Source organism: Demequina sediminis, from assembly GCF_039545075.1.
Lineage (GTDB): Bacteria > Actinomycetota > Actinomycetes > Actinomycetales > Demequinaceae > Demequina > Demequina sediminis.
This window is the reverse complement of record NZ_BAABRR010000005.1, coordinates 68841-93455: the sequence shown is the minus strand read 5'-3', so window position 1 is coordinate 93455 and position 24615 is coordinate 68841. Positions and strand designations below refer to the sequence as shown.

Below are 24615 nucleotides of genomic sequence, written 5' to 3'. Positions count from 1 at the left end.
GGTCGCCCCCATGGCGAGCGAAGGAGCAGTGGGTGGACCAGTCGTTGATCATCCTCTTGTTGCTCGGTGCGAGCCTCATCGCCTTGCTACTCGTCGTCTTCGCTCGTCGCGAGGCGGAGGCCGAGCGCTCCGCGGCGCGTCGCGAGGCAGAGTCCATTCGCCAGGACATCCAGGTGCGGCTCGCCGAGGCGAAGCGCCGCGAGGAGCAGACCCTTCAGCGTGAGAAGGAGCTGTCGGCTGATCACCGCCACGCGCAGCAGTACGCACGCGGACTCGAGGAGCGCGCGGCGGTCGTCGTGCGCGACGAGAGGCGCGTTGCTGCGGACCGGGCACGTCTCGAGGACGAGCGTGAGCGCGCCCTCGCCGCCGTCGCGCGCACCACTCCCGAAGAGGCGCGTGCGGAGCTCGCCGAGTCCCTCATCGCGAAGGCACGGGCCGACGCCGAGGTCGAGCTGCGCCGCATCGAGCGCCGCACCCAGGCCGCGGCCGACGCGCGTGCGCGCGAGATCCTGGTCGAGGCCATGCAGCGACAGGCGGCTGCGACGTCCGCCGAGCACTCGACGCTGTGGATCAACCTCCCGAGTGAGGAGATGAAGGGACGCATCATCGGCCGCGAGGGGCGCAACATCCGCGCGTTCGAGGCCCTCACCGGCGTGAACCTGATTGTCGAGGAGGGGGTCAACGCCGTGCAGTTGTCGTGCTTTGATCCCGAGCGCCGCGAGCTCGCCGAGGTGACGTTGGCCGCCTTGGTCGTGGACGGCCGGATTCAGCCGCAACGCGTCGAGGCGGCCTACGCGCGCGCGGTGGCCGGCGCGTCGCAGCGTCACCGGGCGGCTGGGCTCGACGCGCTGTCGGAGTCGGGGGTGTCGGGCGTCGCCTCCGAGATCGTGGACGTCCTCGGTCGCCTGCGGCTGCGGACCTCGTATGGGCAGAACGTGCTCGCCCACCTCGTGGAGACGTCACAGGTGGCGGCGGACATCGCGGCGGTGCTCGGAGCGGATGTCGAGGTCGCTCGGAGGGGAGCGCTGCTCCATGACCTCGGCAAGGCGTTCACGCACGAGCAGTCGGGCACCCATGCCGCGCTGGGGGCACGCTTCGCCGCGGAACACGGCGAGGATGGCGCGGTGGTCAACGCGATCGCTGCCCACCACGATGAGGTCGCGCCGGAATCCCTCGAGGCCGTGATCGTTCAGGTCGCCGACGCGATCTCCGCGGCGCGACCGGGCGCACGGCGCGAGGACCTCGACGCGTACGTCACGCGCATGGAGCACCTTGAGCGACTCGTCCTCAACCACCACGGCGTCACGCGCGTGCTTGCCATGGCCGCGGGACGCGAGGTCAGGGTGATCGTGGAGCCCGACGAGATCGACGACGCGGGCACGCACGCGTTGGCGCGTACAATTGCCGAGCACATCAGCACGGACTTCACGTTCCCCGGAGAGATCAAGGTGACCGTCATTCGCGAGCTTCGCGCGGACGCCGTCGCCGGATAGACATGACTGACACCACCCTCGCACCCACGTACCTCGTCAGGACGCTGGGATGCCAGATGAACGTCCACGACTCGGAGCATATGGCGGGACTGCTCGAGGGCGCGGGCTATCGTGCCGCGCCCGCGGGGGCCGACGTCGCGGACGTCGTCGTCATCAACACGTGCGCCGTGCGCGAGAACGCCGCCAACAAGCTCTACGGCAACCTCGGCCAGCTCGCCTCCGTCAAGGCCGAGCGTCCCGGCATGCAGATCGCCGTGGGCGGGTGCCTCGCGCAGAAGGACCGTGGGGACATCGTCGCCCGGGCGCCGTATGTGGATGTCGTGTTCGGCACCCACAACATCGACGTGCTGCCCGTGTTGCTCGAGCGGGCGCGCCACAACGCCGCCGCCCAGGTCGAGATCGAGGAGTCCCTCAAGGTGTTCCCGTCGACGCTGCCGTCGCGGCGCGACGCGATCGCGTCGGGCTGGGTGTCGATCTCGGTGGGCTGCAACAACACCTGCACGTTCTGCATCGTGCCGTCCCTGCGGGGCAAGGAGAGGGACCGACGCCCGGGCGAGATCCTCGCCGAGGTCGAGGCCCTGGTGTCCCAGGGCACCGTCGAGGTCACCCTGCTGGGCCAGAACGTCAACTCGTACGGTGTGGAGTTCGGCGACCGCGGCGCCTTCGCGAAGCTGCTGCGGGCGTGCGGGGCGATCGACGGGCTCGAGCGCGTGCGCTTCACGTCGCCGCATCCGGCGGCGTTCACGGACGACGTCATCGCGGCGATGGCCGAGACCCCGACCGTGATGCCCAGCCTGCACATGCCGTTGCAGTCTGGCTCGGATCGCATCCTGCGCGCGATGCGGCGCTCCTACCGCTCCGAGAAGTTCCTGGGGATCATCGAGCGCGTGCGCGCCGCGATGCCCGATGCGGCCCTGACGACCGACATCATCGTGGGCTTTCCCGGCGAGACCGAGGAGGACTTTGCCGAGACGCTGCGGGTGGTCGAGGCCGCCCGCTTCACGTCCGCGTTCACGTTCCAGTACTCCCCGCGACCGGGCACGCCTGCCTACGACCTCGAGCCGCTGCCCAAGGCCGTGGTCCAGGAGCGCTTCGAGCGCCTCCTCGCGCTGCAGGAGCGGATCACGCTCGAGGACTCGCTCGCGATGGTGGGACGCACGGTCGAGCTGCTCGTGCTCGACTCCGCCGGCCGCAAGGACCAGGGATCCGCGCGCCTGAGTGGCCGCGAGCCGGGCAACAGGCTCGTGCACTTCTCCGTGCCGGAGGGCGAGGCGGCGCCGCGCCCGGGTGACATGGTCACGGTCGCGGTGACGCACGGCGCTCCGCACCACCTGCTGGCCGATTCGGCGCTCGAGGGCGGTCCGTACGCGGTGCGCCGCACCCGCGCGGGAGACGCGTGGGAGTCGGCGCAGGGCGGAGAGCACGACCACGGCGGCGACTCGTGCGGCACCGGGAGCGCCCCGGCGGGCCCCGTCGGTCTCGGCATGCCCGCGCTGCGGCGCGCGTGAGCCCGTCCGCCGGCCCGGCGATCATCGCGATCGTCGGCGCCACCGCGACGGGCAAGTCCGCCGTGAGCCTCGACCTCGCGGAACGCCTCGACGCGGAGATCGTCAACGCCGACTCGATGCAGTTCTATCGCGGCATGGACATCGGCACCGCGAAGCTCGCGCCGGGGGACAGGCGCGGCATCCCACATCATCAGCTCGACACCATCGACGTCCACGAGGACGCCTCGGTCGCGCGGTTCCAGGACGGCGCGAGGGCCGATATCGCGGCGATCCACGAGCGAGGGCGTCGTGCGATCGTCGTGGGCGGATCGGGGCTGTACCTGCGCGCGCTGCTGGACCGCTTCGAGTTCCCCGGGACCGATCCCGACCTGCGCGCGCGCCTCGAGCTCCGCGCACAGACCGAGGGGCCGGGGATCCTTCACCGCGAGCTCGCCGCGCTCGACGCCGAGGCGGCCGCGCGGATTCCCGCTGCGAATGTCAAGCGGCTGGTGCGAGCGCTCGAGATCATCGAGCTGACGGGATCGACGCGCAGCGTCCTTCCACGCCACGAGTACCACGCTCCGGCCGTGACGATCGCGCTCGAGCTCCCGTACGACGCCCTCGATCCGCGCATCGACGACCGCGTGGAGACGATGTGGGAGAGCGGACTGGTCGACGAGGTTCGCCGCCTGGACCGTGCCGGCCTGCGGGACGGGGTGACGGCACGGCGTGCGGTGGGCTACGCGGAGACCTTGCGTCACCTCGACGGCGAGATCGACGCGGCGCAGACGCGCGCGCTCATCGCCCAGCACACGCGGCGGCTGGCCCGCAAGCAGCACCAGTGGTTCCGCCCCGACCCGCGTGTGCGCTGGATCGACGCCCCCCGGGATCGCGGCGACGTCGCGCGCGCGGCGACCCAGGCATCGGCCGTGGTGGAGCAGGCCGATGCCGCCCTCGCCGGCCCCTGACTACTCTGGGGGCATGATGATCGCCTTCACCAAGGGTCACGGCACGGAGAACGACTTCGTCCTGATCCACGACCCCGCGGGAAGCCTCGACCTCACGCCCGCGCTCGTGCGCTTCCTGTGCGATAGGCGCGCAGGGATCGGCGCGGACGGCGTGATACGTGCGGTGCGCGCCGGGGCGGTGGCCGCGGGCGAGGGCGTGGACCCCGACATGTGGTTCATGGACTACTGGAACGCCGACGGCACCACGTCGGAGATGTGCGGCAACGGCGCGCGCGTGTTCGCGGCCTTCCTCGAGAGCGAGGCGGGCGTGGACCTTGCGGAGGGGCTCGACTTCGCGACCAGGGGTGGACCGCGCGCGGTGCGCGCACTCGGCGACGGGCGCTACGCGGTCGGCATGGGCGTGTACCGCGTGGGCGACGCGTCGGCCGGCTTCGACTCCGAGGTGGCCGCGCGCGGGATGGACCCCGTGCGGCCCGCGCTCTCGGTCGACATGGGCAATCCGCATCATGTGGTCGCGCTGGGGTCGCTCGAGGAGCTTGAGGCGCTCGACCTCACGGTCGCTCCGCAGGTGCATCCCGTTCCCGAGCACGGGTCGAACGTCGAGTTCGCCGTCGCCCTCGGCTTCGACGATGCTGGCGCGGAGACCCGCGGCAGGGTGAGGATGAGGGTGCACGAGCGCGGCTCGGGCGAGACCCGGTCCTGCGGGACGGGCGCCTGTGCCGTCGCGCTCGCGATGAGGACGTGGGCCGGTCAGGGTGCGCCCGACGTGTGGGACGTCGAGGTCCCCGGCGGGATGGTCACGGTGCGCATCACGGGGGCGACGACGATCCTCGAGGGTCCCGCGGTGCTGGTCGCACAGGGCGCCGTCAGCGTGCCGTGACGCGCACCACCCTGAAGCCCTTGGCGCTGGCCGCGCGGTCGACCTCTCCCCATCCCTGGGCGGCGATCCAGGTCGCGAGCGAGTCCGCGCCCAGGTTGCGCTGTACCACGAGATAGGCCACGCCGCCGGGGGCAAGCCGCGGCAGCCACGTAGCGAGGAGCGCGTGGAGCGCGTCCTTACCGATGCGGATCGGTGGATTCGACCAGATCGTGTCGAACCGGGTGTCCGGGTCGACACGATCCGCGGTCACCGCGTCGATCGGTGCGAGGCGGTGCGCCGCGCGTACGCGGTCCGCGTTGCGACGCGTGAGGTCGAGCGCACGCTCGTTGACGTCGACGGCCGTGACCCGCGACGCGCCGCGCAGCGCGGCCTCGATTGCGATCGGTCCCCAGCCGCATCCGAGATCGAGCACGTGACCCGTCGGGTCGGGCACGCTGCGTAGCAACACCTGGGTGCCCAGGTCGAGGTGGCCGGCCGAGAACGTGCCCGCGGCGGTCTCAAGCTCGAGGTCGAGGCCGGCGAGGCGGACCGTCACCCGTCGTCGCTCGTCCGCGGACGCGGGCTGGGCGCTGAAGTAGTGGTCGCTCACGGCCCCGAGCGTACCGCCGGGCGCGTGTCCCCTTCGTGTCTGTCGCTCGCGGCGCCGGTGCCCCGTGCGGCCGCGTGGGTCCGGCATCGTCCCCAGGCGCCCCGCGGTGTCTCAGGGGGGTGCGACAATGGTCACGTATGAGTGAATCAGTGAGAGAAGACGGCGACCACCTCGAGGATCACCGCGCCGATGCCGTGATCGACCGGGTCTTGTCGCGCGCGGGCACCGCCGTGGCAGAGGGCGGCACGCTCGCGACGGATTACGACGGCGACCAGTTCGATCGCGAGGAGCGCGCGGCCCTACGCCGCGTCGCGAACCTGTCGACCGAGCTCGAGGACATCACCGAGGTCGAGTACAGGCAGTTGCGCCTCGAGCGCGTGGTGCTCGTGGGCCAGTGGTCGCACGGCACCGCCGAGGACGCCGAAATCTCGATGCGCGAGCTTGCCGCGCTCGCGGAGACCGCCGGATCCGAGGTGCTCGACGGCGTGCTCCAGCGCCGCCCCCACCCCGACCCGGCCACCTACATCGGCAAGGGCAAGGCGCACGAGGTGCGCGACATCGTGGCGGCGGTGGGCGCGGACACCGTGATCGTCAATGACGACCTCGCCCCGAGCCAGCGTCGCGCGCTCGAGGACGTGGTCAAGGTCAAGGTGATCGACCGCACGGCGCTCATCCTCGACATTTTCGCTCAGCACGCCAAGTCCAAGGAGGGCAAGGCGCAGGTCGAGCTCGCGCAGCTCGAGTACCTCCTGCCGCGACTGCGCGGCTGGGGCGAGTCGATGTCGCGCCAGGCCGGCGGCCAGGTGGGCGGAGCGGGCGCTGGCATGGGTTCGCGCGGACCGGGTGAGACCAAGATCGAGCTCGATCGTCGGCGCATCCACACGCGCATGGCGCAGTTGCGCCGCGAGATCAAGGCGATGGAACCCGCGCGCGCCGTGCGTCGCGAGAAGCGGCTGGGACTGCCCAACGTCGCGATCGTGGGATACACGAACGCGGGCAAGTCCTCGATCCTCAACCGCATCACCGGCGCGGGTGTGCTGGTCGAGAACGCGCTGTTCGCGACCCTCGACCCCACGGTGCGTCGCTCGCAGACGCCAGACGGGCGCGAGTTCACGGTGTCCGACACGGTCGGGTTCGTGCGCGATCTGCCTCACCAGCTGGTCGCCGCGTTCGCCTCGACGCTCGAGGAGGTCGCGCATGCCGACCTCATGCTGCACGTGGTCGACGCCTCGCATCCCGATCCGGAGGGTCAGATTCGCGCGGTGCGCGAGGTCCTCGCTGACGTGCCGGGCGCCGCCGAGGTGGCCGAGGTGCTGGTGCTCAACAAGGCGGACATCGCCGATCCCGAGACGCTCATGCGGCTGCGCGGCAGGCGCGAGACCACGATCGAGGTGTCGGCGCTCACGGGCGAGGGCATCGAGGAGCTGCTCGAGCTCATTGGCCGCGAGTTGCCGCGTCCATCGGTGGCGGTCGACCTCGTGGTGCCCTACACGCGCGGTGACCTCGTGAGTGAGGTGCACCGTCACGGCGAGGTGATCGACCAGGCCCACGTGCCCGAGGGCACGCATCTCACGGCGCTCGTGGATCCCGGGCTCGCGGCCCGTCTTGAGGACGCCGCGGTACCGTCCGACGCGCTGTGACCGCCTCGGGCACCGTGGCCGATGCCGAGGGGACGTCTGGGGCGGACACGGACGCGTTGCTCGCGCGCGCCGTGGGGGCGATCGGCGGTCACCCGCGCGAGGGACAGGTCGCGATGGCGCACGCGGTCGCCGATGCCCTGGCCGCGTCCGAGCATGCGCTGGTTCAGGCGGGCACGGGAACGGGCAAGTCCCTGGGCTACCTGGTGCCCGCCGTGGCTCATGCGGTGCGCACCGGCGGCCGCGTGATCGTGTCGACGGCGACCCTGGCCTTGCAGCGTCAGATCTTCACGAAGGACCTGCCGCTCGTCGCCGCCGCGCTCGAGCCCGTGCTCGGTGAGCCGGTGCGCATCGCGCTGTTCAAGGGCCGGGCGAACTACCTGTGCGTCCACAAGATGGGGGGCGGCTACCCCGAGCCAGACGATGACATGCTGCCGCTCGGCCCTACGAGCGAACTGGGCCGCGAGGTCGTGCGCCTCAACGAGTGGGCCGACACGACCGACACGGGCGATCGCGACGACCTCGTGCCCGGTGTGAGTGGCCGTGCGTGGTCGCAGGTGTCCGTGAGCGGACGCGAGTGCCTCGAGTCCAAGTGTCCCGCGGTCGCGGAGTGCTTCTCTCAGCGCGCGAGGGACACGGCGGCCCACGCGCACGTCGTGGTCACCAACCACGCCGTGCTGGGCGTGCAGGCGACAAGTCACGACATGCTGGGTGAGCATGCGGTGCTCATCGTCGACGAGGCTCACGAGCTCGTCCAGCGCATCACCTCCTCGGCGACCCACGAGCTCACCGTGGCTGCCGTCGACCGCGCGGCGCGTGCCGTGCGCCGCTGTGGAGTCGTGACCGAGGACCTGGATCGGGCCGCACGGCACCTCGACGGCGCGCTGGGGGACTGCGAAGCCGGCCGTCTCCGCCAAGGGCTGCCCGAGCCGCTCGCGGTGGCCGTGGAGGAGGTGCGCGCCGCCGCGCGCCGCTGCGTGAGCGAGGTGCAGAAGCACGCCGAGCAGGCGGGGGCCGCGGGCAAGGTGGCCAGCGCGGCGTTGTCCGAGGTCGTGGACGTGTGCGGGGAGCTCCAGGGAGAGCACGGTCGCTACGTGGTGTGGCTCGCCCCGCGTGACGGCGACTACGACTCGCGCCTCGCCGAGAGGATCGTCGCGGCGCCGCTCGATGTCGCGGGGCTCATTCGGACCAAGCTGCTCGACGAGAAGGCCTCCGTCATGACCTCGGCGACACTCGCGCTCGGCGGCGACTTCACGGCGATCTCGCGCCACCTCGGCGTCGACTCGCCCGCGACCCTCGACGCGGGCAGCCCGTTCGACTACCCGCGGCAGGGCATCCTGTACGTCGCGCGTCACCTTCCCAAGCCGGGCATGGGGGGAATCGGCCCCGAGGCGCTCGACGAGCTCGCGGCCCTGATCGAGGCCGCGGGCGGCCGCACCCTGGGGCTGTTCTCGTCCCACCGCGCGGCGCAGGCGGCGGCGGAGGCGATGCGCGAGCGCCTCGACGTGCCGATCCTCTATCAGCTCGACGACCAACTCCCGACCCTGGTCAAGCGCTTCGCGGAGGACGAGGCGACGTGCCTGTTCGGATCGACGTCGCTGTGGCAGGGCATCGACGTGCCTGGTCGCACCGCGAGCCTGGTCGTGATCGACCGCATCCCGTTCCCGCGGCCCGACGAGCCGATCTCGCAGGCGCGCACCGAGGCCGTCGCCGCGGCGGGAGGCAACGGCTTCATGGCGGTCTCGGCCACGCACGCGGCGCTGCTCCTCGCTCAGGGCGCGGGCAGGCTCATTCGCTCGACCAGTGACCGCGGCGTGGTCGCCGTGTTGGATCCCCGACTCGCGACGGCAGGGTACGGCGGCTTCCTGCGCCGCTCGATGCCCGACCTGTGGCCCACCACGGATCGCGACACCGCGCTGGGCGCGTTGCGCAGGCTCGCCGAGTCCTAGCGGGAGGTCGCGGGCTACTACACGCGCCTCAGCACCGAGACCACCTTGCCCATGATGCTGGCGTGGGTGCCGTCGATCGGGGTGTACGCGGGGTTGTGCGGCATGAGCCACACCCGGCCGTCGCGGTGGCGGAAGGTCTTCACGGTCGCCTCGTCGTCGAGCAGCGCCGCGACGATGTCGCCGTTCTCGGCATCGTTCTGGCGGCGCACCACGACCCAGTCGCCGTCGCAGATCGCCGCATCGATCATCGAGTCGCCGGACACCTGCAACATGAAGAGCTCGCCGTCACCGGTGAGTCGACGCGGCAGCGTGAACGTGTCCTCGACCGCCTGATCCGCGAGGATCGGCCCGCCCGCCGCGATGCGGCCGACGAGCGGGACCCGCGTCGAGTCGTCGTCCGCCGGCGCGAGCGGCGTGGCGCTCGCCATGGCGGAGCCCTCGTCGTCCTGCGGCAGGGCCTCGGGGGTCGCCGCGGGCTCGCCGGGGAGCACGACCTCGATCGCGCGGGGACGATGCGGGTCTCGCCTCAGCACCCCCTTGGCCTCGAGGGCCGTGAGCTGGTGCTTGACCGATGAGGTCGACGTGAGACCCACGGCCTCGCCGATCTCTCGCATCGATGGGGGATAGCCCCGGTCGAGAACCGTGGCGCGAATGAAGTCGACCACCGCGCGCTGGCGGGTCGTGAGACCCGTCTCGGGGTCACGCAGCTCGTGGATCGTCGCGCCCTCCGGGGCGGTCGAGCCGAGTCGGCCCGCCTCGTCGTGTGCCATAAGCGCCTCCCGCGATCGTCGCTGTCAGACCCTGGTGGTCCTCTTGTCTCACGACGTTAGGGCAAGCCGAGCGTCAAATCAAACATATGTTCGAGCGAGTCTTGCCAGTGTCGGCCGGGACTGCTAGAACTAGAACATACGTTCGATAGAACATACGTTCGAACGAAGGAGGCACTGATGAGCATCTACGCACCGCAGAACCCGGTGGCCAAGGCCAGGCGCGCCCGCACCGGACGCTTCCTTGCCGTCGTTTCGCTCCTGATCGGCGCGGCGGTCATCGGCCCGCAGGCCTTCGCCTCCGACGGCACGGGTGGGCACGGTGGTGGAGCGGGCGGCTCCGAGGCGGCGGTGGACTCCTACACGGTCGGGTCGGGGGAGACCCTGTGGTCGATCGCCGCGGCCCGTACCCCCGCCGGGCACGATGTCCGCGACACGCTGACCGAGATCCAGCATCTCAACGCGATGTCCTCGACCGCGGTGGACGCGGGCGAGCAGATCTTCCTGCCCGTCGCTGGCTGACCGGAGTCCCGACCCTCACTCGCCGGGCGTCCGTGCCATCGCTGACACGGCGAGAGACGGGGGCGGTTCATGACACACGCGCTCTCGTGGCAGAGTGTCCACATGCACTGCCCGTTCTGTAGGAACGCCGATTCCCGCGTGGTCGACTCGCGCACTGCCGATGATGGCTCGTCGATTCGCCGGCGCCGCGAGTGCCCGGCATGCGGCAAGCGCTTCACGACCGTCGAGACGGCCAGCCTCGCGGTGGTCAAGCGAAACGGTGTGACCGAGCCCTTTAGCCGGGACAAGATCGTCTCGGGGGTGCGGAAGGCCTGCCAGGGTCGCCCCGTGAGCGACGATGACCTCGCGGTGTTGGCGCAGAAGGTCGAGGAGGCGATTCGCGCCAACGGCCAGGCCGAGATCAACGCCCTCGACATCGGTCTCGCGATCCTGCCCCCGCTGCGCGAGCTCGACGAGATCGCGTACCTGCGCTTCGCCAGCGTCTACCAGGCCTTCGACACCCTCGAGGACTTCGAGTCCGCGATTGCTCGCCTCCGCGAAGAGGACGCGCGAGGCGAGTAGTCGCGCATTGCGGTTCGGAAGAAACCCTGTCGGGTCCCCGCCGCGTTAGCGGTCGTCGTCGCGCCATCCGCGAGTCGAACGGGGCGGAGCGCCTCGACCCTCGGGTCGCGCGGGACGCCCCGCTCCACCCGAGCGACCGGAACCACCCGAGCGACCGGAACTGCCGCCGCGCCCCGAACCTCCCGAACGCCCGGAACCACCGGAGCGGCCCGCACCGCCCGCACCCCCCGAGCGGCCGGGACGGTCGTAGCGCCCTCGTCGCTCGGTGCGCTGCGGCCGGGGCTCCTCGACGGGAACTCCCGAGGGGGCGCGCGCCCCGGTGAGGCCGTCGACGAGCGCGAGCGACTCGGCATCGTCTCCGCGCACCTTGCGGAACATCACGTCGACCCCCGCGCGTTCGAGCATGCGGTCGGTCGTGCGGCGCTGGTGGGGCAGCACGAGCGTGACCACGAGGCCCTCGTCGCCCGCGCGCGCCGTGCGGCCGGAGCGGTGCGTGTAGTCCTTGGGATCGGTCGGCGGGTCCAGCTGGAGGACCAGGTCGACATGATCGACGTGGATGCCGCGCGCCGCGACATCGGTCGCGACCAAGACGGGCACGTCGCCCGCACGGAAGGCCGCGATCGCATGATTGCGCTCGACCTGCGAGCGGTCGCCGTGAAGCGCGACCGCCAGCACGCCCTCGGCGCGCATGTCCTGCGCGATGCGCTCGGTCGCGAGCTTGGTACGCACGAAGACGATCGTGCGCCCCTCGCGGGCGGCGATGCGCGTCGCGATCCGGTACTTGAGGTGCGGCGGCACGTTGAGACCCACGTGGCGCATCGATGCGTGCGCGGGTTCCCCACCGGTGACGTCGTGCAGCACGGGGTCGTTCATGTAGGTCGACACGAGGCGGTCCACGTCGCCGTCGAGCGTCGCCGAGAACAACAGCCGCTGACCGCCGCGCGGCACGCGCGCCAGGATCTGCGTGATCTCGTCCATGAAGCCCATGTCCGCCATGTGGTCGGCCTCGTCGATGATGACCAGCTCGGTCCTACTGAGATCCGCGTGTTTTCTGCGCACGAGGTCCGCGAGCCGCCCCGGCGTCGCGATCACCAGGTGAACGCCACGGTCCAGCGCCTGAACCTGCTTGGACATCGACAGCCCGCCGGCCACGAGCTTGAGGGACACGTGCATCGCGTGCGCGTAGGGCTCGAGCGCATCGGACACCTGCATGCCCAGTTCCCTCGTGGGCACGAGCACCACGGCGCGGGGGCGTCGGGGCGTCGGACGTTCGCCGTCCGCGAGCCTGACGATCGCGGGCAGCCCGAAGCCGAGCGTCTTTCCCGATCCCGTGCGGGCCTTGCCCAGCACGTCTCGCCCGGCCAGGGCATCGGCGATGGTGGCCGCCTGAATCGGAAACGCACGCTCGATGCCGTGGCGGCGCAGCGCGTCCACCATGGCGCCCGGCAGCCCGAGGTCCGCGAACGATGCCGCGGCGGGGGAGTCGGGCACGTCTATGAGAGCACCCGCAGGCGGACCGTGCCTGGCATGCTCGACAGTGCCGCGACGGCGTCGTCGTCAATGCCCGCGGCGACGTCCGTCACCACGTAGCCCAGCTCTCCGCGCGTGCCCAGCAGCTGCGCGTCGATGTTGACATTGTGGGCGGCGAAGACCTGGTTGACCGCGGCCAGCACGCCGGGGATGTTCTCGTGAAGGTGAGCCACGCGGTGCGAGCCCTGGACCTGGTCGAGGGACAGGTTGGGCAGGTTGACGCTCAGCGAGGTCGACGCGTGGAACACGTAGTCGCGCAGGCGGGTCGCGACAAAGATGCCGATGTCGCGCTGGGCCTCCTCGGTCGATCCGCCGATGTGCGGGGTGAGGATGACATTGGGCATGTTCTGCAGCGGCGAGGAGAAGGGGTCGCCCGTCTTCTTGGGCTCGTCGGGGAAGACGTCGACGGCCGCGCCGCCGATGCTGCCGTTTTCGAGGCCCGCCTTGAGCGCCTCGAGGTCGACGATGAAGCCACGCGAAAGGTTGAGGAACAGCGCGCCCTGCTTCATGGCCGCGAACTGCTCGCGCCCGAAGAAGCCGGAGTTGCCGCTCCGTCCGTCCACGTGCAGGGTGACGATGTCCGCCTGCGCGAGCAGCGCCTCGAGGCTGGACATGCGCGTAGCGTTGCCGAGCGCGAGCTTCTCCGCGCTGTCGTAGAAGATCACGTTCATGCCGAGCGCCTCGGCGATCACGGACAGCTGCGAGCCGATGTTGCCGTAGCCGACGATTCCGAGCGTACGGCCGCGGATCTCGTGGGCGCCGGCGGCCGACTTCGACCACACGCCGTTGTGCAGGTTGCGGTTGTGGTCGGGCAGGCGGCGCGTCAGCGAGATCATCTCGGACACCGCCATCTCGACCACGGACCGGGTGTTGGAGAAGGGCGCGTTGAAGGCCGCGATGCCGCGCCGCGCGGCGGCGGCGAGGTCGATCTGGTTGGTGCCGATCGAGAAGGCGCCCACCGCGATGAGGTCGGGACACGCCGCCATGACGCGCTCGGTGAGCTGAGTCTTCGAGCGGATGCCCAGCAGCTGGACGCCCTGGAGCTCGGCAATCAGCTCGTCTTCATCCATGGCTCCGACGTGGTTCTCGACGGCGATGCCGGCGGCCTCGAGGATCTGGGTGGCCTGGGGGGCGAGGTTCTCTAGTAGCAGTGCGCGCACGGGCGCTATCGTCTCGCACTTCCCGTTCTTCTCCAACTCCGCCCGCGCGGTCAGGGGTGACGTCCGTGCCGGTGGAGCCATGGCAGAGTGTCGCCATGAAATCGCTGGCCAGAATCCTCGGGATCGCCGCGGTGGCCGCGATGCTGCTTGCCGCGGGCGCCTGGTGGCGCGGCGTGACGTGGTCGGACGTCGAACACTGGGGCACGCCGCGCAACGTGATCGATGCCGAGGGCGTGACGGTGCGCATCCCGGTGGCGAGCGGGCCCGCGGAACGGATCCTTCCGCAGGTGGCGCCCACGACCACGGGCGAGCACGCGTTTCTGTTTCCGAGTGGCGGCGAGGGAGGTGGGCCGGTGCGCTACGACCCGTGCCGCCCGCTCGCCTATGTGCTCTCGCCCTCGCTCATGCCCGAGGGCTTCGAGCCGCTCATCCATGAGGCCGTCGCTCAGGTGTCCGCGGCCACGGGCCTGTCCTTCGCGTACGAGGGACGCACCGACGAGCCGGTGAGCTTCGATCGCGCACCCATCCAGGAGCGGTACGGCGAGCGCTTCGCGCCGATCGTCGTGGGCTTCCAGAACGAGGGTCAGAACCCGGACCTGGCGGGCACCGTCACGGGCCTCGGGGGATCGAGTGCGGTGCCCGGTGCCTATGGGGACGCGCGCTTCCTGCGCGCGGGCGTGGTGGTGCTCGACGACGAGGACATGCAGCGGCTCTTGTCCGAGCCTGGGGGCACGGACCTTGCGCGCGCGGTCGTGGCACACGAGCTCGCCCACGTCGTCGGGCTCGCCCACGTGGTCGACACGAGCGAGCTCATGCACGAGTCCAACCTGCGGCTCACGGACTGGGGCCCGGGCGATCTCGAGGGTCTTGCGCTCGCGGGCGCCGGGGGATGCGAGCGGACGTGACCGCGGGACGCGGTCCGCGAGGAATCGGCCGCTAGACCACCAGGCCCTCGGGAAGCGGACGTGCGTGCACGATGTCGAGGCGCTTCGTCGGGCGCGTGAGGGCCACGTAGAGATCGCCCGGGCGGGCCGCGATCTCGGCGGGCTCGACCACCACGGCGACATCGAACTCGAGGCCCTTCGACTCGCGAGCGGTGCACACCTCGACCTCGGTGCCTGACAGCCGCGCACGCAGCGCACTCAGGTGCCGCTCGTGGGCGATCACGGCCACCAGGCCGCCCTCGGCGCCCGCGAACGACGCGGCGTGCCGCCGCGCCACCGCCGCCGCGGTCTCGACGGGATCGTCCGTACGGGTCGCGCACGTGGCATCGGCGATCTCGCGTGCCGCCCTGAGGTCGCTCACCGGCAGTCGCGCCGCGCGCGCGTAGGACTGTGCGGCATCGGCGACCGCGGCCGGAATACGGTAGGAGATGGTGAGCTCGCGCAGTTCCCACGACGTCTGGAACAGCGGATCCATCGTCTCGGGCCACCACCGCGTCCCGGCGACCGAGGTGTTCTGCGCCACGTCGCCCACGATCGTGAACGACCTGGTCGGGCAGCGCCGCAGCAGCATCCTCCACGCCATGGGGCTGAGTTCCTGCGCCTCGTCCACCACGATGTGCCCATAGGTCCACGTGCGATCGCGGGACGCGCGCTCGGCGACGGAGAGGCGCGTGGTGCCGCCCTTCATGCGTGACGCGAGCGTCTCGGCGTCGACCTTGATCATGCTCTGCGCGCCGAACGTGTCGAGCACGTCCTTCGCGTACTGGATCTCCTCGGCCGAGGGTTCGTCCGAGCGGCGGGCGCGCCCGCCGGGCATCTCGCCGAGCAGCTCCGCTGCCTCGTCGAGTAGCGGCACGTCGGCCTCCGTGAACGGGGCGTGAGGCGGCCGCAACAGCAGGTCGCGCTCGTCGGGGGACAGGCGCGCGGCAGCGTAGTCAAGCAGGTGGGGCTTCGAGAAGAGATCGCGCAGCAGCTGCTCTGCGGTCACGGGCAGCCAGCACAGGTTGATCGCGATGCGCACGTTCTTGTCGTCGCGCACGTCCCGCTCGAGCTCGTGACGGTCCTCGTCGGAGTAGACCTCGAGTTGCTCGACGAGCTGACGGGTGAGACGCGAGATCATCTCCTTGGCAAACACCGCGCGCGCCTCGTTGTGGGGACGACCATCGCGCCGCGCCTTGGCCTGCGCGTCCTTGATGTCGGACCGGCGAATCTCGACCGTGCGGCCGTCGATCCGGATCTCGCGATCGGCCCGCGGGACGCGCTGGCGCTCGCGGACGGCCGCCTTGATCACGTCCGCCATCACCGTGCGGCCCTTGATCTCGGCCGACTCGTCCGGCTCGATCGCCGAGGCCTCGACGCCGGGAATGAGCCCCGCGAGGGTCGTCGACACCGCTCCCGTCTCGCCCAGCGAGGGCAGCACGTGGTCGATGTATCGGAGGAAGGTGCGCGACGGCCCGATGAGCAGCACGCCGCGCGACTCGAGCTGTTCGCGGTGGTGGTAGAGCAGGAACGCGGCGCGGTGGAGCGCCACGGCCGTCTTTCCTGAACCCGGCCCGCCCTGGACGACCAGGGCCCCCGACATGGGCGCGCGGATGACGGCATCCTGCTCCGCCTGGATGGTCGCGACGATGTCGCCCATGCGTCCCGTGCGCCGCGCGCCCAGGGCGGCGAGCAGTGCGCCCTCGCCCGCGAGAGCGGAATCGGCGCCCATCTCGCGCAGCGCGTCGACGTCGAGGACGTCGTCCTCGACCGCGACCACGCGCCGCCCTTGGGTGGTGAGGTGGCGTCGGTTGACCACGTCGCCCGGATTGGCCGCCGTCGCGGAGTAGAACGCGCGGGCGGCAGGGGCGCGCCAGTCCGTGAGGAGGGGGGCGTGTTCCGCATCGGACAGGCCGATGCGCCCCACGTAGAAGCGCTCGCCGTCACGTAGGTCGAGGCGGCCGAAGCACAGCCTGTCCTCGACCGCGTCGAGTTGCGCGATGCGGTCCTCGTACAGGGTTGCGAAGGCGTCGCGCTCGGACCGGTTCTGCGGCGAACCCGACGGCCCCTCCCTGCGGATCGCCGCGAGGCGCCCGCTGGCCTCGTCGCGTAGCGCGTCGACGCGCGCGTAGAGCACGTCGACCACCTCTTGCTCGGCCGCAAGCCCGCTGCGCTCCGCCGTGAGTCCCCGCTCCTGTGCCATCGGCATACCCTCCGCCCGCCCTGCGTTGACCGGAACAGGACAGTCCCCCATTATCGCGCGCCGCAAGGGTGCTCGGTAGCACCGGTTGCCCGGGGGGTTTCGCGGACGGCGAGATTGCCACTCGCCGACGCGGCGCGAATGGAAGGATGGAGAATCATGGACAGACCGTTGCTCAGTTGGGAACCCGAGGGCGTGCAGGCATGGGCCGATGCCGCACCGGAGCAGGCGGTGCTCGTGCACTCCCTGCGCGGATTCGTGGATGCGGGGCGCGCGGGCGCCCTGGTGGCCCAGCATCTCCTCGACATGGGCGAGCCGGTCCGCGTCGCCACGTTCGACATCGACCAGCTGCTCGACTACCGCTCGCGCCGTCCGGAGATGACGTTCTCCGTCAACCAGTGGACGTCGTATGACGAGCCCCACCTCGCGCTCGACCTGGTGCGTGACGCGGCGGAGTCGCCGTACCTCCTGCTCCACGGCTTCGAGCCCGACATCCTGTGGGAGCGCTACATCGCGGCGGTGCGGGGAATCGTCGATCGCCTGGGCGTGTCGCTCACGCTGGGATCGCACGGGATCCCGATGGCGGTGCCGCACACGCGCGAGCTCACCGCCACGATCCACGGCACGGACCAGAACCTGTTGCCCGACCTGCCGTCGATGTTCGGCACGGTGACGGTCCCGGCATCGGCCCAGAACCTGCTCGAGTACAGGTTTGGCCAGTGGGGGCTGCCTGCCGTCAACGTGGCCGTGCACGTGCCGCAATATCTCGCACAGTCGTCGTACCCCCAGGCGGCGCAGCGCGCCCTCGAGGGACTCGAGGACCTGTCGGGCCTCGATCTGGACCCCGGCGCGCTCGATGCGGCCGCCGAGCGCGCGACCGACGAAATCGAGCGCCAGCTCTCCGACAGCGAGGACGTCCAGGCGCTGGTCAGCGCGCTCGAGAACCAGTACGACGCGTTCCACGACGCGCGCGGACAGGGCCTTCCGCTCGAGGGCGGACTGCCCTCCGCAGACGAGATTGCGGCCGAATTTGAGAAATTCCTTGCTCAAGAACGGCGCGATCCCCCTACGAGCGGCTGAAATCTGCCACACTGGACCCGGTTGCAGATACGTAGTGTGCAAGAACCTGACTTCACGGCTGGGAACGCGGCATTGCGGCGACGAGGTGGGACACGGTGTTCCGCCTTCCCGTCCAGGGCGCAGAAGTGAAGGAAATACAGGCATGGCGCAGGGTTCTGTGAAGTGGTTCAACGCTGAGAAGGGCTATGGGTTCATCGCCCAGGACGGCGGCGGCGCCGACGTCTTCGTCCACTACTCGGCGATCGAGACGGATGGTTACCGCTCCCTCGAGGAGGCGCAGCGCGTCGAGTTCGACGTGACCTCCGGTCCGAAGGGTCCGCAGGCGGAGAACGTCCGCCCGCTCTGATTCTCGTGACAAGGCCGTCGTCCCGTGAGGGGCGGCGGCCTTCGTCATGTCCGGGCGGGTGAGGGCACGATGCCCCAGCCCGCCTAGCCCCGCCAGTCGCCGCTCACGCCGGTGGGCAGGGGCGCCGATGCGGCGTAACGCCGCAGCGCGGACTCGTCCAGTGAGCCCGCGCGCACCGCGGCGAGCACCACGTTCCCTCGCCTGCGCCGCTTGAGCACCGCATGCTCGGCCACCGCGAGGGTCGCACCGAAGGCCTCTATGGCGGCCGCCGCGTCCTCCTCGGCATCCCGCGCGCCGGGACGCGTCCCCACATTCGCGAGCACGAGCCCTCCCGGCCTCAGGACACGCGCCGCGTGCCTCCACCATGCGGCGTCCGTGAGGTGAGCGGGGGTGGAGTCTCCGGCGAAGGCATCGCGGATGATGAGGTCGACGCTCTCGTCGCGCCGCGACGCCAACACCTCCAGGCCGTCCTGCGCCCTGATCCGCAATCGCGGCGCGCGAGGCAGGTCCCACCAGGTGCGCACGAGTTCGGGCAGCGTCGCATCGACATCGACCGCGATGTGCCCGGAGTCGGGGAACCGGTGCGCGAGGTGGCGGGGGAGCGTACAGGCCGCGGCCCCCACGTGAAGAGCGAGCATGCGCGGCGGCGGGGACCACGCGTCGACGATGGCCGACATGTGGCGCATGTACTCGAATGCGAGAAACTCGGGATCGGGGTGCAGCGGTGAACTGGGAACTCCGTTGACCCACAGAGACGTTGTCCCATCAGGATCGTCGCGAAGTGACGCCACGCCAGTGGCGATGTCGAAGTCGACATCGCGGGGCACGTCGGGAGCGACGCGGTCGGTCCGCAGGCGAGGCATGAGCCTCACCCTAGACGCTGGTCTGGTACGACCGCCGCGTGGCGGATAGACTGGACCACACGGTGCACCGAAGGGAGGGCGCGATGCCGCTGTCGGAATACGAGCAGCGCGTGCTCGAGCAGTTGGAGAGGGACCTCGGCTCTGACCCTAAGCTCGGTTCCGCGATGGCGCGTGGCTCTCGCCCGCGCGGACTCTACGTGTGGGCCGGAATCGGTGTCGTGGCGGGTCTCGGGATCGTCGTCACCGGTGCGGTCACCCAGATGATGATCGTGGGCGTGGCCGGCTTCGCCGTGATGCTCGCTGCCGCCATGTGGGCCGTGCTCGCGCCCCGACCGTCCGCTTCGGCCCCCGCGGCCAAGGCCTCCGGCTCCGGAACGCATCGACGCAAGAGCGACAAGGGCTTCATGTCGCGCGTCGAGGAGCGCTTCGACAAGCGCAGGGAGCAGGGCGACCTCTAGGTGGGCGCCGAGCAGGGCGACCTCTAAGAGGGCATCGTGCAGGGCGACCTCTAGGTGGGCGCCGCGCAGAGCGGCCTTGAGGCGAACGCCCTACTTTCGCGTCCCGGCTGCCCGCTCCGCCTCGCGCGCCGCCGTCGACACGACATCGACCCACGCGCGCAGCGGGGCATCGGCGCCATTCTCGCCCCGTGGCGCGTACCGCTGACGCTCGACCGCCACGCGCAGCAGGCCGAGCGCCTCGCGAGCCTCGGCGCCTAGCTCGGGCCCGCCGTCGAGGATCGCGCGCTCGGTCTCGGCGGGAGTGAGGGCGTCGTCTCCCGCGCGTGCTCCGAGTCTCGTGCGCAGAAGCGCCCACGCGTCCTCCGCGTCCCGGACGGGTCCGGCGCCGGATCGTCGTCGCGCCCACCCGACCGCGACCGCCGCGAGGACGAGCGCACCTGTCCCGACCGCGAGCCACGGGAATCCGCCCTCGTCAGCGGGGGTCGGCGTGGGGGAGGCCGTGGGCGCGGTCGTCGGCAGGACCGGTTCGGGCGCGGTCGTGGGCCGTGCGGTGTCGCGCACGTCGGGAACGACGGGCTCGGGAGCCTCCGCCGGCTCGGCGTACGGCGGTCGCGCTCCCGTCTGCACGGAGGGCGTGGGCTCGAAGCGCACCCAGCCGTGGCCGGGGAAGTACAGTTCCGGCCACGCATGCGCGTCGCGCCCGCGCACCACGTACTCGCCGGGAACGTTCTCGCTTCCTCCCAGGAAGCCGACCGCGAGTCGCGCGGGGATGTCGAGCGTGCGCGCCATGACGGTCATCGCCGTCGCGAACTGGACGCAGTATCCCCGTCGCGTCTCGAGGAACGTCGTCACGGCATCGTCGCCCGACGGCGAGACCTGCGTGTCGTACACGAAGCCCGGCCCGCGCAGGTACTCCTGCAGCGCGAGGGCCGACTCGTAGCGGTCCGTCGCGCTGGCCGTCAAGGCCGTCGCCACCGTGCGGAGTCCTTCGACGTCGATGCCATCCGGTAGTTCCCTGTAGCGGGCAGGGACCGCCTCGTCGCCTCCCGCCGCGATGAGTTCCTCGGCGGCGCGCAGGGCCTCCTCGGAGTGGAAGTCCGTCGATTGCCGCACCGAGTACTGCAGTCCGCGTGTGCCCGAGGGGGAGTCCGACACCACCTCGTCCGTCGAGCGGTCGTAGACCCAGCCTGCCGCCGCGGTGATCGACCGCGGCGCCGCGGGGATGGGCAGGCGGGACTCGCTGAGGTCCGTGGTGCTGATCGTGAGGAAGCTCGACTCGCCCTCGATCCAGCCGTCAAAGGGCTCGGGCCACAGCACGCCTGTCGCGGGCACGGTCTCTCCGCCGCTCTCGCGGTCCCATCGGTTGCCGTCAAACGTGTCGAAGGAGTACGCGCGGAGCACGTCCACGCGCCCTCCCGTCGAGGTGTAGCTGAGCACGGGGGACGTCGAGCGACCGTTCAGTGACTCGCGCAGGTCGATGTCGAGGTCGAGTCGCGAGGCGCCGCCGAGCGAGTCGGGGAGCGCAATGCGGGGGGCGGCACCCCAGCCGGGTCCGCCCACGGCGAGCGGCGCCGTGATCGACGCGAGCAGCAGCGTCGCGGCTACCGCGGCCGCGGCTGCGGGTGCCGCGGGCGCGCCCGCGCGGTCACGGGATCGCCACGGTCCCGCGTCGATCCGCCGGGACAGGGCGACGACCCCGAGCCACGCCGCGAGGGCGCCGAGCAGCGCGAGGGTGGGGATGCGGCGCTCGAGCGTGAGAGCGGGCAGCCACGGCACCACCAGGAGGAAGCCGGCCGATGCGGCGAATCCCGCGCCGACCGCGACGGCGTCCACCAGCAGGAAGAGCGCGAGCGCCCCCGCGGTGATCGCGGCGGCGAGCGCGGGGGAGACCTCGGCGGGAGCGACGGTGTCGGCCGCGTAGCGCACGGCCTCCGCCGCGACCGCGCGAACGCCCTCGAGCGCCGAGGGGGTGGGGATCCAGGTGCGACCACCCTCGGGGCCGGGCACGAAGGCAACCATCAGCAGCCACGCTCCGCAGACGAGCCCCACGACGGTGGGCAGGAACGGCCGCCCGGTCGCTGCACGCGCAATGACAACGATCGCGGCCGTGGCACCGAGCACAGCCGCAAGCGAGGACAGCCACGACCCGAACACCACGAGGCCCGAGAGCCCGCCCAGGCCGAGCGCCACCGCGAGGGCCACGAGCGGGGTGGCGATGAGGCGCCACGGCGCGTTCATGCGGCGGCCTCCGCGAGCAGGCGTGCCCACGCGGATTCGATCGGCTCGGGCTCGAGAGTGTGGATCGCGTGCCACCCGGCGGCACGGAGCTGTTCCACGGTGCGTTCCGCCCTCGCGCGCGCGGCGAGCGAGGAGCGCACCATCGCCCACGCGCGGCCGCCCTCGCCCAGGCGCGCGAGCGCGGTGACGGCCGTGCTCCCCGCCGGTTCCATCACCGCGACGACCACGTCGCGGTGACCGGGATCAATCCGTGCCGCGCCGGCCACCAGGAGGCGGTCCGACTCGGTGGTGCTGGCGGGCGCCTGGAGATCCACGGTCGAGTCGAGCAGCCGCACGCGCGCGCCGTCGGCGGCGCGGCCAAAGGCGTCCAGTGTGCCGCTCTCCTGTGCGCCGGCGATGAGGCGAACGGGGTGGCCCGCCTCGATGACGGACAGCGCGACCGACGCGGCGGCGGAGATGGCCCACTCGAGCGCGCCGCGGGAGGGTGGCAGCGCCAGGAGGACCGTCGCGGTCGTGCGCCCCTGTTGCTCCTCGGAGCGCACGACCAAGGTCCCGCGGCGCGCCGACGACGCCCAGTGGACCCGTCGGAGGTCGTCACCGTCGCGGTAGTCGCGCAGCGAGGCGTCGTCCGCGGCAGGGGTGCGGGCGCCCGCATGGGCGCGATCCGCCGAGCCCATGAGCTCTCCCGCGCTCGCGGCAAGGTCGACGACCCGGGGCCAGACCGTGACCTGGCGCGCCTCGCCCAGCGCCCGGTCGCTCCACGCGAGTCCGAACGGATCCGCGGAACGGGCCAGCGCGGGCCCGAGCAGCCACCGCCCTCGGCGCACGGGCGACAGCGCGTAGCGCAACTCGATCGCGCGTGGGCGGCGAGAGATCACGGCGCGCGTCGCGTCGCCGCCGGTGAGTTCCGCGGCCGCCTGCTCGCGCAGCCGCAGGGAACGAGCGAGCCCGCCGCCCAGTCCCACGCTCACGGTCACCTCGCCCGCCGTTCCCGCGCTGAGGGTGCCGGGCACGACCTCGCGGGTCACCGCGGTGACCCGGCGCCGCAGCGCGAGAGCGTGCAGCGCGATCCACGCCGCGGACACCCCGACGGCGGCGAGGGCAGTCGCGCCGATCAGGACGAGCGGAGCCGACGCGAAGCCGATCCCGACAGCGAGGAGGGCCACGCCGGCGGCGATCAGGCCGATCCCGCGGGGCGACACCGTGGTCTCGGCCCCGTGATGGGGGCCGTCGACCTCGCCGCGTGCCGTCATCCTCGGCGCAGGGGCTCGGGCTCGCGTGCCGTCGGGACGGCGACCTGGCTCACGACGTCGGCGACGATCTGCTCGGCGCTGCGTCCCGCCGCCCGTGCCTGGGCCGCGGGGATGACCCGGTGCGCGAGGACGGGGACGGCGAGCGACTTGACGTCGTCGGGCAGGACGTGGTCCCGCCCCAGCATCGCGGCGCGTGCCTTGCACGCGGCGAGCAGCTGAAGCGAGGCGCGAGGTGAGGCTCCCAGCCGCAGGTCGGCGCTGGCGCGGGTGCCACGCACCACCGCGACGATGTACTGCTTTACTGCGGTGGAAGCGTACACGCGGCGCACCACGGAGATCGCGCGGGTGAGTGCGGCGGCGCTGGTGACGGGCACCACGTCTCCGAGGGGGTCGTGCCCGTCGTGGGACTCGAGCATCGCGAGCTCGTCGGCACCCGACGGATAGCCGACCGCGATGCGTGTCATGAAGCGGTCACGCTGCGCCTCGGGCAACGGGTAGGTGCCCTCCATGTCGACCGGGTTCTGCGTGGCCACCACGAGGAAGGGGGCGGGCAGCGCCCGCGTCGCCCCGTCGACGGTCACGGAGCGCTCCTGCATCGACTCGAGTAGCGCGGCCTGGGTCTTCGGCGACGCGCGGTTGATCTCGTCCGCGACCACGATGTTCGCGAACACGGGTCCGGGGCGGAACTCGAAGGAGTGGTCGTCCGCGCGGTAGATGCTCACGCCCGTGACGTCAGAGGGCAGCAGGTCGGGCGTGAATTGGATGCGTCCCACGCTCGCGTCGACCGCCCTGCCCAACGCGCGAGCCAGGGTGGTCTTGCCGACCCCCGGCACGTCCTCGAGGAGCAGGTGGCCCTCCGCGAGCACCGTCGCGAGCGTGGCGTCGATTGCGTCGTCGAGTCCGGACAGGACCGTGTCGAGCTGAGCGCGCACGCGCCGGGCGAGGTCGGCCACCTCCGCGAGTTCCTCGGTGGTCGGGACGGTCATCGTCATGGGTACCCCTCTTCCCTTGGTCCGAGCCTAGTTGACGCATGACGCTCCGGGATCGGCCAAATCCCTCCACCGCATCGTCGCGTCTTTGCCTGGGGATATATCCATATCTGCGCCACATTTCGCCCCGGAACCGAGATTTGTGGAGCAAAGTGGAGTAAAGTGGGGACATCGGGAGAGGCCGGGAGCCGGAGGGGAGGGCCGATGTCGGACACCGCGACGCTCGGGCTGGGCCCGACCGGCGTCTTCCTCGGCACCTTCACGCCGCGTCTCGACGACAAGGGCCGCCTGATCCTGCCCGCGAAGTTCCGCGGCAGGCTCGCCTCGGGACTCGTCGCGACGCGAGGACTCGACCGTTGCGTGTTCCTCTTCCCGCTCGACGAGTTCGCGCACATCCACGACCGGCTGCGCCGGGCCCCGCTCGAGAACAAGGCCGCGCGCGACTACCTGCGCAGCTTCCTGGGGCACGCGAGCGACGACATCCCCGACAAGCAGGGACGGATCCTCTTGTCGCAGCCCCTGCGCCGTTACGCGGGGCTCGAGCGCGAGGTCGCCGTGGTCGGCATGGGTTCCCGGGTCGAGGTGTGGGACGCCCAGAAGTGGGAGGACTACCTCGAGGCGGGCGAGGACGCCTACGCGGAGACCGCCGCAGAGATTTTCGACGACATGTAGGGGCTCGTGCCTCGTGGCCTCCTCCCGGATCGCTCTGGCGGACTTCCCCC

At 71.4% G+C, this 24615-nt stretch carries 22 protein-coding genes; 13 read left to right on the top strand and 9 right to left on the bottom strand.

Translation table 11 applies throughout. The features are described 5' to 3' along the window. Positions 1-32 precede the first annotated feature (32 nt). From rny to dapF, 4 genes are read left to right on the top strand one after another with little or no spacing between them, the layout of a single operon-like run. Positions 33-1493: a ribonuclease Y gene (gene rny / locus ABEA62_RS05975; RefSeq protein WP_345379085.1), complete on the top strand. Its 1461-nt coding sequence runs from the start codon at positions 33-35 to the stop codon at positions 1491-1493. Between the two features lie 2 nt (positions 1494-1495). Continuing rightward, positions 1496-3001: a tRNA (N6-isopentenyl adenosine(37)-C2)-methylthiotransferase MiaB gene (gene miaB, locus ABEA62_RS05970; RefSeq protein ID WP_286216355.1), complete on the top strand. Its 1506-nt coding sequence runs from the start codon at positions 1496-1498 to the stop codon at positions 2999-3001. Further along, on the top strand, positions 2998-3948 hold the full coding sequence (gene miaA, locus ABEA62_RS05965) for a tRNA (adenosine(37)-N6)-dimethylallyltransferase MiaA (protein WP_345379083.1): 951 nt from the start codon (positions 2998-3000) through the stop codon (positions 3946-3948). The genes miaB and miaA overlap by 4 nt, the downstream gene beginning before the upstream one ends. Positions 3949-3961: 13 nt before the next feature. After that, on the top strand, positions 3962-4828 hold the full coding sequence (gene dapF / locus ABEA62_RS05960; RefSeq protein WP_286216691.1) for a diaminopimelate epimerase: 867 nt from the start codon (positions 3962-3964) through the stop codon (positions 4826-4828). On the opposite strand, the gene ABEA62_RS05955 is transcribed toward dapF, so the two are convergent. Continuing rightward, positions 4815-5417 carry a class I SAM-dependent methyltransferase gene (locus tag ABEA62_RS05955; RefSeq protein ID WP_286216353.1) on the bottom strand — a complete coding sequence of 201 codons (603 nt, stop codon included), beginning with the start codon at positions 5415-5417 and terminating at the stop codon, positions 4815-4817. The two genes, dapF and ABEA62_RS05955, sit on opposite strands and share 14 nt — an antisense overlap. 137 nt (positions 5418-5554) lie before the next feature. On the opposite strand from ABEA62_RS05955, the gene hflX reads away from it, so the two are divergent. Both hflX and ABEA62_RS05945 read left to right on the top strand, forming a co-directional pair. Further along, complete coding sequence (gene hflX / locus ABEA62_RS05950; RefSeq protein WP_286216352.1) at positions 5555-7057, top strand: GTPase HflX; 1503 nt, start codon at positions 5555-5557, stop codon at positions 7055-7057. After that, positions 7054-9003: an ATP-dependent DNA helicase gene (locus tag ABEA62_RS05945; protein ID WP_345379078.1), complete on the top strand. Its 1950-nt coding sequence runs from the start codon at positions 7054-7056 to the stop codon at positions 9001-9003. The genes hflX and ABEA62_RS05945 overlap by 4 nt, the downstream gene beginning before the upstream one ends. A gap of 17 nt (positions 9004-9020) precedes the next feature. On the opposite strand, the gene lexA is transcribed toward ABEA62_RS05945, so the two are convergent. Further along, on the bottom strand, positions 9021-9773 hold the full coding sequence (gene lexA / locus ABEA62_RS05940; RefSeq protein ID WP_286216350.1) for a transcriptional repressor LexA: 753 nt from the start codon (positions 9771-9773) through the stop codon (positions 9021-9023). Between the two features lie 177 nt (positions 9774-9950). Here lexA and ABEA62_RS05935 point away from each other — a divergent pair, with 177 nt between their 5' ends. Together ABEA62_RS05935 and nrdR are read left to right on the top strand one after the other, a co-directional pair. Further along, entirely contained in the window at positions 9951-10292 is a 342-nt protein-coding gene (locus tag ABEA62_RS05935; protein ID WP_286216349.1) for a LysM peptidoglycan-binding domain-containing protein, read from the top strand. A 102-nt stretch (positions 10293-10394) separates the two neighbouring features. Further along, positions 10395-10853, top strand: coding sequence for a transcriptional regulator NrdR (gene nrdR / locus ABEA62_RS05930; RefSeq protein WP_286216690.1), 459 nt, complete (start codon positions 10395-10397; stop codon positions 10851-10853). 45 nt (positions 10854-10898) lie between these two features. Here nrdR and ABEA62_RS05925 read toward each other — a convergent pair whose 3' ends face one another. Further along, on the bottom strand, positions 10899-12344 hold the full coding sequence (locus tag ABEA62_RS05925; protein WP_345379075.1) for a DEAD/DEAH box helicase: 1446 nt from the start codon (positions 12342-12344) through the stop codon (positions 10899-10901). Positions 12345-12346: 2 nt separating this feature from the next. Continuing rightward, on the bottom strand, positions 12347-13552 hold the full coding sequence (gene serA, locus ABEA62_RS05920) for a phosphoglycerate dehydrogenase (protein WP_345379202.1): 1206 nt from the start codon (positions 13550-13552) through the stop codon (positions 12347-12349). Positions 13553-13638: 86 nt separating this feature from the next. Here serA and ABEA62_RS05915 point away from each other — a divergent pair, with 86 nt between their 5' ends. Beyond that, positions 13639-14448 (top strand): matrixin family metalloprotease, encoded by an 810-nt coding sequence (locus ABEA62_RS05915; protein ID WP_286216345.1) that lies wholly within the window; start codon positions 13639-13641, stop codon positions 14446-14448. Positions 14449-14479: 31 nt separating this feature from the next. Here ABEA62_RS05915 and ABEA62_RS05910 read toward each other — a convergent pair whose 3' ends face one another. Continuing rightward, positions 14480-16669 (bottom strand): HelD family protein, encoded by a 2190-nt coding sequence (locus tag ABEA62_RS05910; protein ID WP_345379072.1) that lies wholly within the window; start codon positions 16667-16669, stop codon positions 14480-14482. Positions 16670-16825: 156 nt separating this feature from the next. On the opposite strand from ABEA62_RS05910, the gene ABEA62_RS05905 reads away from it, so the two are divergent. Together ABEA62_RS05905 and ABEA62_RS05900 are read left to right on the top strand one after the other, a co-directional pair. Beyond that, complete coding sequence (locus ABEA62_RS05905; RefSeq protein ID WP_286216343.1) at positions 16826-17746, top strand: PAC2 family protein; 921 nt, start codon at positions 16826-16828, stop codon at positions 17744-17746. A gap of 142 nt (positions 17747-17888) precedes the next feature. Beyond that, positions 17889-18092, top strand: coding sequence for a cold-shock protein (locus ABEA62_RS05900; protein ID WP_286216342.1), 204 nt, complete (start codon positions 17889-17891; stop codon positions 18090-18092). Positions 18093-18175: 83 nt separating this feature from the next. Here the strand turns inward: ABEA62_RS05900 and ABEA62_RS05895 are convergent, their stop codons facing one another. Further along, positions 18176-18955 (bottom strand): spermidine synthase, encoded by a 780-nt coding sequence (locus ABEA62_RS05895; RefSeq protein WP_286216341.1) that lies wholly within the window; start codon positions 18953-18955, stop codon positions 18176-18178. Positions 18956-19038: 83 nt separating this feature from the next. Here ABEA62_RS05895 and ABEA62_RS05890 point away from each other — a divergent pair, with 83 nt between their 5' ends. Further along, positions 19039-19413: a DUF3040 domain-containing protein gene (locus ABEA62_RS05890; protein ID WP_286216340.1), complete on the top strand. Its 375-nt coding sequence runs from the start codon at positions 19039-19041 to the stop codon at positions 19411-19413. Between the two features lie 90 nt (positions 19414-19503). Here ABEA62_RS05890 and ABEA62_RS05885 read toward each other — a convergent pair whose 3' ends face one another. From ABEA62_RS05885 to ABEA62_RS05875, 3 genes are read right to left on the bottom strand one after another with little or no spacing between them, the layout of a single operon-like run. Further along, positions 19504-21651 carry a transglutaminaseTgpA domain-containing protein gene (locus ABEA62_RS05885; protein ID WP_345379070.1) on the bottom strand — a complete coding sequence of 716 codons (2148 nt, stop codon included), beginning with the start codon at positions 21649-21651 and terminating at the stop codon, positions 19504-19506. Beyond that, positions 21648-22904: a DUF58 domain-containing protein gene (locus tag ABEA62_RS05880; protein WP_286216338.1), complete on the bottom strand. Its 1257-nt coding sequence runs from the start codon at positions 22902-22904 to the stop codon at positions 21648-21650. Before ABEA62_RS05880 ends, ABEA62_RS05885 begins: the two co-directional genes overlap by 4 nt. After that, a complete protein-coding gene (locus tag ABEA62_RS05875; RefSeq protein ID WP_286216337.1) occupies positions 22901-23896 on the bottom strand; it encodes an AAA family ATPase in 996 nt (331 codons plus the stop codon). Before ABEA62_RS05875 ends, ABEA62_RS05880 begins: the two co-directional genes overlap by 4 nt. A gap of 201 nt (positions 23897-24097) precedes the next feature. Here ABEA62_RS05875 and mraZ point away from each other — a divergent pair, with 201 nt between their 5' ends. Further along, positions 24098-24565 (top strand): division/cell wall cluster transcriptional repressor MraZ, encoded by a 468-nt coding sequence (mraZ, locus tag ABEA62_RS05870; RefSeq protein WP_286216336.1) that lies wholly within the window; start codon positions 24098-24100, stop codon positions 24563-24565. Positions 24566-24615: the final 50 nt, after the last annotated feature.

Coding starts and splice junctions, on each gene's coding strand:
- dapF (WP_286216691.1), top strand. CDS start 3,962: ATGATGATCGCCTTCACCAAGGGTCACGGCACGGAGAACGACTTCGTC.
- ABEA62_RS05895 (WP_286216341.1), bottom strand. CDS start 18,955: ATGCCTCGCCTGCGGACCGACCGCGTCGCTCCCGACGTGCCCCGCGAT.
- ABEA62_RS05910 (WP_345379072.1), bottom strand. CDS start 16,669: ATGGCACAGGAGCGGGGACTCACGGCGGAGCGCAGCGGGCTTGCGGCC.
- ABEA62_RS05915 (WP_286216345.1), top strand. CDS start 13,639: ATGAAATCGCTGGCCAGAATCCTCGGGATCGCCGCGGTGGCCGCGATG.
- ABEA62_RS05880 (WP_286216338.1), bottom strand. CDS start 22,904: ATGACGGCACGCGGCGAGGTCGACGGCCCCCATCACGGGGCCGAGACC.
- ABEA62_RS05875 (WP_286216337.1), bottom strand. CDS start 23,896: ATGACGATGACCGTCCCGACCACCGAGGAACTCGCGGAGGTGGCCGAC.
- ABEA62_RS05900 (WP_286216342.1), top strand. CDS start 17,889: ATGGCGCAGGGTTCTGTGAAGTGGTTCAACGCTGAGAAGGGCTATGGG.
- ABEA62_RS05935 (WP_286216349.1), top strand. CDS start 9,951: ATGAGCATCTACGCACCGCAGAACCCGGTGGCCAAGGCCAGGCGCGCC.
- mraZ (WP_286216336.1), top strand. CDS start 24,098: ATGTCGGACACCGCGACGCTCGGGCTGGGCCCGACCGGCGTCTTCCTC.
- miaB (WP_286216355.1), top strand. CDS start 1,496: ATGACTGACACCACCCTCGCACCCACGTACCTCGTCAGGACGCTGGGA.
- ABEA62_RS05885 (WP_345379070.1), bottom strand. CDS start 21,651: ATGAACGCGCCGTGGCGCCTCATCGCCACCCCGCTCGTGGCCCTCGCG.
- ABEA62_RS05905 (WP_286216343.1), top strand. CDS start 16,826: ATGGACAGACCGTTGCTCAGTTGGGAACCCGAGGGCGTGCAGGCATGG.
- ABEA62_RS05890 (WP_286216340.1), top strand. CDS start 19,039: ATGCCGCTGTCGGAATACGAGCAGCGCGTGCTCGAGCAGTTGGAGAGG.
- nrdR (WP_286216690.1), top strand. CDS start 10,395: ATGCACTGCCCGTTCTGTAGGAACGCCGATTCCCGCGTGGTCGACTCG.
- hflX (WP_286216352.1), top strand. CDS start 5,555: ATGAGTGAATCAGTGAGAGAAGACGGCGACCACCTCGAGGATCACCGC.
- lexA (WP_286216350.1), bottom strand. CDS start 9,773: ATGGCACACGACGAGGCGGGCCGACTCGGCTCGACCGCCCCGGAGGGC.